Source organism: Streptomyces sp. NPDC059142 (assembly GCF_042755665.1).
Lineage (GTDB): Bacteria > Actinomycetota > Actinomycetes > Streptomycetales > Streptomycetaceae > Streptomyces.
In genome coordinates, this window is the sequence record NZ_JBHZDA010000156.1 from 1 (window position 1) to 8,987 (window position 8,987).

Annotated in this window: 9 protein-coding genes; 4 read left to right on the forward strand and 5 right to left on the reverse strand. The window is 74.0% G+C overall.

Features of this window, described 5'->3' with window-relative positions; translation table 11 throughout:
- Positions 1-147 precede the first annotated feature (147 nt).
- The gene (locus ACFXPK_RS31440) at positions 148-957 is read left to right on the forward strand and encodes a polysaccharide deacetylase family protein (protein WP_385080539.1); all 810 of its coding nucleotides are present in this window, start codon (positions 148-150) and stop codon (positions 955-957) included.
- 146 nt (positions 958-1,103) lie between these two features.
- A complete protein-coding gene (locus ACFXPK_RS31445; RefSeq protein WP_384993242.1) occupies positions 1,104-2,213 on the forward strand; it encodes a DUF5925 domain-containing protein in 1,110 nt (369 codons plus the stop codon).
- 133 nt (positions 2,214-2,346) lie between these two features.
- Here ACFXPK_RS31445 and ACFXPK_RS31450 read toward each other — a convergent pair whose 3' ends face one another.
- Positions 2,347-2,721: a GntR family transcriptional regulator gene (locus ACFXPK_RS31450; protein ID WP_329824572.1), complete on the reverse strand. Its 375-nt coding sequence runs from the start codon at positions 2,719-2,721 to the stop codon at positions 2,347-2,349.
- 116 nt (positions 2,722-2,837) lie between these two features.
- Between ACFXPK_RS31450 and ACFXPK_RS31455 the strand changes: the two genes are divergently transcribed.
- The gene (locus tag ACFXPK_RS31455) at positions 2,838-3,770 is read left to right on the forward strand and encodes a GNAT family N-acetyltransferase (protein ID WP_384993239.1); all 933 of its coding nucleotides are present in this window, start codon (positions 2,838-2,840) and stop codon (positions 3,768-3,770) included.
- On the opposite strand, the gene ACFXPK_RS31460 is transcribed toward ACFXPK_RS31455, so the two are convergent.
- The 4 genes from ACFXPK_RS31460 to ACFXPK_RS31475 all read right to left on the reverse strand — a co-directional run bounded on the left by ACFXPK_RS31460 (position 3,713) and on the right by ACFXPK_RS31475 (position 8,138).
- Positions 3,713-4,780 (reverse strand): methyltransferase domain-containing protein, encoded by a 1,068-nt coding sequence (locus ACFXPK_RS31460; protein WP_385080533.1) that lies wholly within the window; start codon positions 4,778-4,780, stop codon positions 3,713-3,715. The genes ACFXPK_RS31455 and ACFXPK_RS31460 overlap by 58 nt on opposite strands.
- Before the next feature lie 284 nt (positions 4,781-5,064).
- Positions 5,065-6,567 carry a tripartite tricarboxylate transporter permease gene (locus ACFXPK_RS31465; protein WP_384993233.1) on the reverse strand — a complete coding sequence of 501 codons (1,503 nt, stop codon included), beginning with the start codon at positions 6,565-6,567 and terminating at the stop codon, positions 5,065-5,067.
- 3 nt (positions 6,568-6,570) lie between these two features.
- Positions 6,571-7,158 (reverse strand): tripartite tricarboxylate transporter TctB family protein, encoded by a 588-nt coding sequence (locus ACFXPK_RS31470; protein ID WP_385080535.1) that lies wholly within the window; start codon positions 7,156-7,158, stop codon positions 6,571-6,573.
- Positions 7,155-8,138 carry a Bug family tripartite tricarboxylate transporter substrate binding protein gene (locus ACFXPK_RS31475; RefSeq protein ID WP_385080537.1) on the reverse strand — a complete coding sequence of 328 codons (984 nt, stop codon included), beginning with the start codon at positions 8,136-8,138 and terminating at the stop codon, positions 7,155-7,157. Before ACFXPK_RS31475 ends, ACFXPK_RS31470 begins: the two co-directional genes overlap by 4 nt.
- A gap of 123 nt (positions 8,139-8,261) precedes the next feature.
- Here ACFXPK_RS31475 and ACFXPK_RS31480 point away from each other — a divergent pair, with 123 nt between their 5' ends.
- Positions 8,262-8,945, forward strand: a complete 684-nt coding sequence (locus ACFXPK_RS31480) for a response regulator (RefSeq protein WP_384993225.1) — start codon at positions 8,262-8,264, stop codon at positions 8,943-8,945.
- The last annotated feature ends 42 nt before the right edge of the window (positions 8,946-8,987 follow it).

Consider the following 8,987-nt stretch of genomic DNA (forward strand, 5'->3'; position numbering starts at 1 on the left):
GGGGGCGGGGGGGGGGGGGGCGCTTTCAGGGGGGGGGGCGGGGCCGGGCGGGGGGGGGGGGCGGCCCCCCCGGGGCCGGGCGCCGACGGCGGGGCGGGTCCCCCGGAGCCGGGCGCCGACGGCGGGGCGGGCGCCGTGCCGATCCTGATGTACCACGCGGTCGCGCACCGGCCCGCGCCCGCCACCCGCGCGCTCTCGGTGGCGCCCGAGGCGTTCACGGCGCAGATGGCGCTGCTCGGGGCGCGCGGCTTCACCCCGGTGACCACGGCGCGGCTCGCCGACGCCTGGCGCACCGGGAAGCCGCTGCCGGAGCGCCCCGTGCTGATCACGTTCGACGACGGGTACGCGGGGGTGCACCGGTACGCGCTCCCCGTCCTCGCGGAACACGCCTTCGCGGCCACGCTCTTCGTCTCGACGGCGTGGCTGCGCGGGGCGTACGACGAGGGCGCCGCCCCGGACACCATGCTCGACTGGGACCAGGTACGGGAACTGGCCGCCGCCGGTACGGAGATCGGCGGCCACAGCCACACCCATCCGCAGCTCGACCAGATCGACGACGGACGGCTGCGCTTCGAGACCGGGCGCTGCCGGGAGATCCTGGCCGGGGAGCTGGGCACGGAACCCGTCTCCTTCGCCTATCCGTTCGGCTACTCCAGCCGGCGGGTACGCCACGCCGTCCGCGCGGCCGGGTTCCGCCAGGCGCTGGCGGTGGGCAACGCGGCGGCGCGCCGGGGCCAGGGGCCGTACGCGCTGACACGGGTGACCGTGCGGCGCACCACCGGAATCGAGGAGTTCGGCCGGCTGGTGGAGGGCCGCGGGCTCACCCGCTCCTTCGCCGGGGACCGGGCGCTGACCCGGGGTTACGCGCTGGTGAGGCGCGCGCGCCGGGCCGCGGCCGTGGCGCGCGGGGCGGTGCCCGGCGGCCGGAACGGGGGCGGCGGGGCGCCCGACGGGTGACGGCGCGGCGGGGCGGGGAGCGCGCCGCCGGTGGTGACGGGGAGCGCCGGGGCGTGCGGCGGGTCGCGGACATCGCGCCGCGCTCCGCCGCCACCGGCGGCCAAAACACCGTGCATCGGACGTCCCGGTGCCGGATCATGGGCGACATGTCTGCCAAGCCTCAGGACGCCCTGCCGATCCGGCTCACCGTCGACGACAGCGATTCGCCCTCGGATGTGGTCGACGCGCTGTTCCTCGGCCGCTTCGCGACGGGCGAGCAGCCGTACTCCCACAGCTCCACCATCGACCGGGTCAGGCCGGGCGCGGAGCTGCTGCCGCCCGGCGCCACCGTGCTGCGCCGCGCCCGTGACGACGACCGGAGCGCGACGCTCGCCGAGGGCGACGGCTGGACGCTGCTGGTCTCCCGCTGGAACCGGGGGGCCGATGTGACGGTGACGGCCGTCTCCACCGAACTGGCGGAGAAGATCCACCAGCAGACGACGGACGGCGCGCGGGACGATCCGGAGCCGCAGCCGGAGAACGTGACGATGGGGTTCTGGTACGTCTCGCCGCGGCGCGGTCCGCACCGGACGACGCGGCAGATCTCCGCCGGTACGTGGGACGAGGTCAGGCCCAACTACACGGCGCCGGTGGCCGAGGCGATGGACCGGCTGATGAAGGTGACACCGGACGACATCGCGGGCCGGCTGCTGCTGTTGCACGGCCCGCCGGGCACCGGCAAGACCTCGGCGCTGCGCACGCTGGCCCGTTCGTGGCGCGACTGGTGCCAGGTCGACTGTGTGCTGGACCCGGAGCGGCTCTTCAACGACGTCGGCTATCTGATGGACATCGCGATCGGCGAGGACGACGGCTCGGCCAAGGGCCGGTGGCGGCTGCTGCTCCTGGAGGACTGCGACGAACTGATCCGCGGGGAGGCCAAGCACACGGCGGGCCAGGCGCTGTCGCGGCTGCTCAATCTGACGGACGGTCTGCTCGGGCAGGGCAGGAACGTTCTGGTGGGGGTGACGACCAACGAGGATCTGGAGCGGCTCCACCCGGCGGTGGTCCGTCCGGGCCGCTGTCTGGCGAGGATCGAGGTCGGTTCGCTGACCCGTGCGGAGGCGGTCTCCTGGCTGGGCCGGGAGGACGGCGAGGGCGAGTCGGCGGTGGGCAGGGAGGGCGCCACGCTGGCGGAGCTGTACGCGCTGCGCCGGGGCACGGGCCCGGCCTCGGTCCCGTCCCAGCACCCGGGCCCGGAGGCGGGCCTGTACCTGTGACGCGGGGCCGCTCCCCGGAAGGCAACCGGTCGCCCACGGCGGCGCGGTGACCGGCCTGGGACGGCGTGCCCGCGAGGACCGGTGTCGTGCCCTGGCCGGGTTGCTCACGGCAGCCCGGATCCGGCCACGGCGGTCACTTGGCGTAAACGGCGCGTACGGCTTCCTCGGCGGCGGCGAGTGCGGCGGCCCTGCCGAGACCGAGGCGCCGGGCACGCTCCGCGTACGCGCGGGCGGCGGAGGCGGCCTCGCGGTCGGCGGCCTCGCCGGCCGCGGCGACGAACGTACCGTTCCTGCCGCGGGTCTCGATGACCCCGTCGGTCTCCAGCGCGCGGTACGCCTTGGCGACGGTATTGGCCGCCAGGCCCAGCTCCTCGGCGAGCCCCCGCACGGTGGGGAGCTTGTACCCCACCGGCAGCAGACCTGAGCGGGCCTTCGCGGAGATCTGGGTACGCAGTTGCTCGTACGGAGCGGTCACGGAGGCCGGGTCGATCACGATCTTCAACGTCACAGGGCGATTCTCCCCCACGAGCTGTGGGCGCCGAGTGACACGCGGCAGAGCTGGCCGGAACGCGACGGGAAAAAGAGGAGGCGGACCAGCGGCGCGCGCACGTAAGGTCGCTCCTCATGACTGTGACTATCCGTGATTTCCGCACCGAGGACGCGGCGACCGTCGTGGCCCTGCGCCGCGCCTGCGTCCCGTTCCTCATCGTGACCGAGGAAGCCGTCCTCTTCGAGGTGGCGAACGCCAATCCGGCCAAGAAGTACCGCCTCCTGGTGGCCGAGGAGGACGGCGAGATGATCGGGACGGCGCATGTCGGCCTGGCGTACGACAGCGAGGTCCCCGGCCAGTCCTCGGTCACCCCGCAGGTCCTTCCCGGGCGCCGGGGCCGGGGCGCGGGGTCGCTGATCCTCCGTACCGCCGAGGAGCATCTCGCGGCCAACGGCGCGACCAGTGTCTACTCCTGGGCGCTGGACGAGCCGTCCAGCCTCGCCTTCGCGGCGCGCCATGGGTATCGGCCGAAGCGCCCGGCGCACTTCCAGCGGCTGGATCTGGCCGGGGGCGCCCTGCCCGCGATGCCGGAGCGTCTTCCCGCGGGCGTGGTGCTGCGTACGGCGGCGGAGTACGCGGCCGATCCCCGCCCGCTCTTCGAGGCCGACGCCGAGGTGACGGCCGACGAGCCGGGCGACATCGCCATGGCCCTGGACGACTACGAGGACTGGCTGAACCACACGTGGAACCATCCGTGTCTGGACCGCGTGCTGACGACGGTGGTGGAGGTGGACGGTCAGGTCGCCGGGTTCACGGCCGCCCATACCGACGGCGCCACCCGCTATCTGACGGCCATGACGGGCACCCGTCGCGCCTTCCGGGGCCGTGGCCTGGCGAAACTCGCCAAGACCGACTCGCTCCTGCGCGCCCGCGCGGCCGGGTACCGGGAGGCGTTCACCGCGAACGACGCGGACAACGGCCCGATGCTGGCCGTCAACCGGTGGTTCGGCTACGAGATCTGCGCGTCCGAGGTACGCCACGTCCGCGAGCTGGACCGGCCCTCCTGACCGTCCGTCGCGGGCAGTACGACGGAGCGGTCGGTCCCCGGGGTGTGAGCGAGCGGGTCGCCGTCCTCGTGCCAGTGCAGCACGAAGCGCTCACCGGCGCGGTAGGCGTCGAGCCCGGCGCGGCAGTACGCCACCAGGTCGTCGGGGAGCCCGGACAGCGGATGCCAGGACAGGCCCGAGCACTTCTCCGGCTCCCGGTTGTACGGCTCGCCGCCCGCGCCGTACGCCGCCTCGAAGAACCACCCGATCCGGGGCGCGCCGCCCGGTCCGCGATGCTGCATGACCAGCGCGACGCGCACGTCGCCGGGGGTCAGGGCGATGCCGATCTCCTCGGCGGCCTCCCGGATCACGGCCGTACGGACGTCCTCCCCTGACTCCACGTGTCCGGAGGGGCAGTTGAGCAGTCCGTCCGCGTACCCCGTGCCGGCCCTGCGGGCGAGCAGCACCTCGTCCCCTCTGCGCACCACGAGATGGACGTCGACCACCTCCCGGTGACGGACGGGCGGGGCGGGGACCGCGATCAGCGCGTACCGCTCGTCGTCGACCGGGCGGCCCCAGAGCGCGGCGTCCGCCGAGAGCCGTTCGTACTGGACGCGTTCGGCGAGGGCGGCCAGGGCCGAGGTCAGCCGGGAGGCGGGCAGACCGGTGCCCGACCAGACGCCCTCGACCAGGATCAGCCGGCCCCCGGGCCGCAGCAGCGCCGCCCAGTGGCGCAGCGTCTCCTCGGGATCGGGCAGCAGCCAGAGCACATGACGGGCCAGCACCACGTCGAAGCGCTCCTGACCCACCGGCGGCCGGGCCGCGTCGCCGGTCAGGACCTCCGCGCCGGTGCCCGCCAGCTTGGCGCGGGCGAGGGCCGTCATCCGCGGGGAGAGATCGACGGCCGTCACCCGGTGTCCCCGCTCGGCGGCGAGCAGGGCGAGGCTCCCCGTACCGCACCCGAGGTCGAGCACCCGGGACGGCGCGTCGGGCAGCCACTCCCCCATCCTGGCCGCCCAGGCGGCGCGCACGGCGGGGTGCCGGGGGGCCGGGGGGGGGGGGGGGGGGGGTGGGGGGGGGGGGGGGGGCCCCGCGGGGGGGGGGGGGGGGGGGTGGGGGGGGGCCCCCCCCACAACCCGCCCCCCCGCCGTGCGGCGCCCCGGCGCGCGCGGCGGGGGGGCGTCCGAGCGGACGGGGCCCCCCACCCCCCTCGAAGGTGTCGGCGGCGGCGTCCCAGTCGGTGGTGGTCATGGTCCGATGGTGCCAGCCCCCACTGACAACGGGCCCCGCGTCGCCGCCCGCCGCCCCGCCGCCGCTATCCCTCCGTACGCGCGCCGCGCCGCGCCACGATCAGCTTCCGGATGCCCGGCCAGGCCAGGAGCAGCACGATCACCGCGTAGACCGTCACCGAGAACGGCGTGTCGACCAGGCCGGTCACGCTTCCGTCGCTGATCTGGAGCGCGCGCCGCAACTGCTGTTCGGCGGCGGGGCCCAGGATGACGCCGATGACGGCGGGGAGCACGGGCAGGCCGTAGCGCCGCATCCCGAAGCCGATCAGGCCGATGATCAGCAGGATGACCAGGTCGAGGGCCTCGCCGCCGACCGCGTACGCGCCGACCGCGGCGAAGAAGAGGATCCCCGCGTAGAGGTACGGGCGCGGGATGCGCAGGAGTTTGGCCCAGACCGGGGCGAGCGGGAGGTTGAGGGCGAGCAGCAGCACCATCCCGACGAAGAGGGAGGCGATCAGCCCCCAGACCAGTTCGGGTTCGCGTTCGAAGAGCAGCGGGCCCGGCTGGATGCCGTACTGCTGGAAGGCGGCGAGCATCACCGCGGCGACGGCCGTCGTGGGCAGGCCGAGGGTGAGCATCGAGACCAGCGTGCCCGCCGCCGAGGCGGAGGCGGCCGACTCGGGTCCGGCCACGCCCTCGATGGCGCCCTTGCCGAACTCGTCCCGGTGCCGGGAGAGCCGCTTCTCGGTGACGTAGGAGAGGAAGGTGGGGATCTCCGCGCCGCCCGCCGGGATCGCCCCGAACGGGAAGCCGATGAGCGGCCCGCGCAGCCACGGCCGCCAGGTGCGGCGGAGGTCCTTGCGCGCCAGCCAGGGACGCCCGACCGGGATCGCCTCGCCCGAGGTGCGGCGCAGATGCGCGGCGACCCACAGGGCCTCGCCGATCGCGAAGAGACCGACCGCGACGATCACCACGTCGATGCCGTCGGCGAGTTGGAGCGTGCCGAAGGTGAGCCGCTGCTGGCCGGTCATCTGGTCGAGCCCGACCAGTCCGAGCGTGAGGCCGATGAGGAGGGAGGCGAGTCCGCGGATCCGGGAGGAGCCGAGGACGGACGTCACGGCGATGAAGGCGAGCACCATGATCGCGAAGTAGTCGGGGGCGCCGATGTCCACGGCGAGCGAGGCGACGGTCGGGGCGAGGACCACCAGCAGGATCGTGCCGATCATGCCGCCGGCGAAGTGGCCGCCGGCCGCCGCCGCGAGCGCCTGGGCGCCCCGGCCCGCCTTGGCCATGGGGTTGCCCTCGATCGCCGCCACGACGGCGGCGCTCTCCCCCGGGGTGTTGAGCAGGATGGAGGTGGTGGAGCCGCCGAACATGGCGCCGTAGTAGATCCCGGCGAACATGATGAACGCGCCGGTCGGTTCGAGTCCGTACGTCACCGGGAGCAGCAGCGCGACCGCCATGGCGGGGCCGATGCCGGGCAGGACGCCGATCGCGGTGCCGAGCAGCACGCCGATCGCGGCCCAGAGCAGGTTCATCGGCGTGAGCGCCGTACCGAAGCCGTCGATGAGGGAGTTGAGGGAGTCCATCGGTTACAGCACCCCCATCAGCGGGCCGCCGGGGAGGGGGACACCGAGCAGGTTGTCGAAGACGAAGTAGGTGAGGAGGGAGAGGCCGGCGGCGATCAGCGGGTCGCGGTCGTAGTGGCGGCTGCCGAGCGCGTACGCCGAACCCCAGAAGAGCAGGGCGCCGGAGACGGGGAAGCCGAGCGGGCCGATGAGGACGGCGTTGGCGAGGAAGACCCCGGCGAGCAGCAGGACGGTGCGCCAGTCGCCGGGCTCGGCGAGGTCGACGTCCTCGCCGCCCTCGGCCTCGCCCCTGCCGCCGCGCAGCACGTCGAGGGTGAGGAGTACGGCGACCACGAGCAGCCCGGTCCCCACGACGACGGGGACGGTCTTCGGGCCGACGGGGCCGCGCTGGGTGAGGTCGACGGTCATGGTGAGGGCGTCGGTGAGGACGAGGACGCCGAGGGCGAGCAGCAGCAGGCCGACGCCGATCTCGGAGTGTTCGCGCAGCCAGGAGCGGGCGTCGCGGGGGCCCGCCGGGGCCGCGGCGGCCTCGGGGGCGGCCGGGGTGCCGGGGGTGCCGGACGTGTCCGGGGTGTCGGTCGGCGGTGTCACAGTCCCAGCTCCTTGAGCACGGAGTCGACCCGCCGGTCTTCCTTCGCGAGGAAGTCGCCGAACGCGTCGCCGGTGAGGAAGGCGTCGGCCCAGCCGTTCTTCTTGAGCGAGGCGCGCCACTGGGGCGAGTCGTGCAGCTTCTCGAAGAAGGCGATCAGCTTGGCGCGTTCGGCGCCGGAGAGGCCCGGTGGTGCGACGATGCCGCGCCAGTTGGTGAAGTCGGTGTCGAGGCCGGCCTCGCGCAGCGTGGGGGCGTCCAGGCCCGGCAGCCGTTCGGGGCCGGTGACGGCGAGGAGGCGCAGCTCCCCGGACTCGATCTGGTCGAGGTATTCGCCGACACCGGAGACGCCGAAGGCGACCTTGTCGCCCAGGATGGAGGCGAGGAGTTCGCCGCCGCCGTCGAACGGCACGTAGTTGACCGTCTTCGGCGGAATGCCGGCGGCCTTCGCCATCAGCATCGGGGCGAGGTGGTCGGGCCCGCCGGGCGAGGAACCGCCGCCGACCGGGACCTTGGCCGGGTCGGCCTTCCATGCCGTGACCAGGTCGTCCATGGTCCGGTACGGGGAGTCCTTGCCGACGACGACGATGTCGGACTCCTCGGTGATCCGGGCGATCGGAGTGGTGTCGGCGAGGGTCTTGGGGGATTTGTTGGTGTGGACGGCGCCGACCACACCGAGCCCCATGGACAGGGCGAGCTTGCCGTTGCCGTGCTCACCGACGAGCCGGGTGAGCCCTACGGTGCCGCCCGCGCCGGGCAGGTTGAACACCTCGATGTTGTGGGTGAGTTCGGCGTCCTCGGCGTTCTTGGCCATGGTGCGGGCCGTGATGTCGTAACCACCGCCGGGGGTGTTGGGGACCATGAAACGCAGACCGGGTATCTGCGTACCGGTGTCGGTGCCACTGCCCGAGCTGAGCAGCGGCGGCCCCACCAGCACCAGGAGCGCCGACCCGAGCAGGGCCAGGGGGGTGCGCAATCGCACGTGAGCCGCCCTTCGGAAGCGAGTGTGAAGTGGGCCACATGTTGCCTGCGCGTTAACAAGCTGTCTCTCTTCCGGAATCAACGGACGTTGTGGTCGTTGTGGTCGCGGCTTAGGGTCTGCGTGATGAAAGTGCTGGTGGTGGACGACGACTTCATGGTCGCCAAGCTGCACAGCCGCTATGTGTCCGCGATGGACGGTTTCACGGTCGTCGGCGTCGCGCACAGCGGCGCCGAGGCGCTGCGCGCGGCCGAACGGCTCCGGCCCGACCTGGTGCTGCTCGACATCTATCTGCCCGACATGGACGGGATCGCGGTCCTCAGGGAGTTGCGGGCCGCCGAGGAGCGGGACGGGCGGGCCGTCAGTGTCGACGCACTGTTCATCACGGCGGCGCGGGACGCGGGGCTGATCCGCGCGGCGCTGCGCGCGGGCGCGCTGCACTATCTGATCAAGCCGTTCCACCGGACGGCGCTCCAGGAGCAGCTCCGGCACGTGGCGTCGCTGCGGAGCCGGCTGGCCGCGCTGGGCGAGGCGCGCCAGGAGGACGTCGACCATATCTTCGGCACCCGACCGCCGGGCAGCCGCGGCCTCCCGAAGGGCCTGGCCGCGCACACGGCGGAGCTGGTGGAACGCGTGCTGCGGGAGAACACGGCGGGGCTCTCCGCCGCGGAGTGCGCCGCGGCGGGAGCCCTCTCCCGGGTGAGCGCCCGCCGTTATCTGGAGTACTTCGCGACGACGGGCCGGGCGGAGATCTCGCTCCGTTACGGCGGTACGGGGCGCCCGGAGCGCCGCTACCGCTGGACGGGGTGAGAGGCCGCCGAAGGGGTCACCGCAGAGCCGGCGGTGCGGTGG

Bases quoted from the DNA above. Each gene is read 5' to 3' on its own strand.
- ACFXPK_RS31440 (WP_385080539.1), top strand. From the start codon at position 148: ATGTACCACGCGGTCGCGCACCGGCCCGCGCCCGCCACCCGCGCGCTC.
- ACFXPK_RS31445 (WP_384993242.1), top strand. From the start codon at position 1,104: ATGTCTGCCAAGCCTCAGGACGCCCTGCCGATCCGGCTCACCGTCGAC.
- ACFXPK_RS31455 (WP_384993239.1), top strand. From the start codon at position 2,838: ATGACTGTGACTATCCGTGATTTCCGCACCGAGGACGCGGCGACCGTC.
- ACFXPK_RS31465 (WP_384993233.1), bottom strand. From the start codon at position 6,567: ATGGACTCCCTCAACTCCCTCATCGACGGCTTCGGTACGGCGCTCACG.
- ACFXPK_RS31480 (WP_384993225.1), top strand. From the start codon at position 8,262: ATGAAAGTGCTGGTGGTGGACGACGACTTCATGGTCGCCAAGCTGCAC.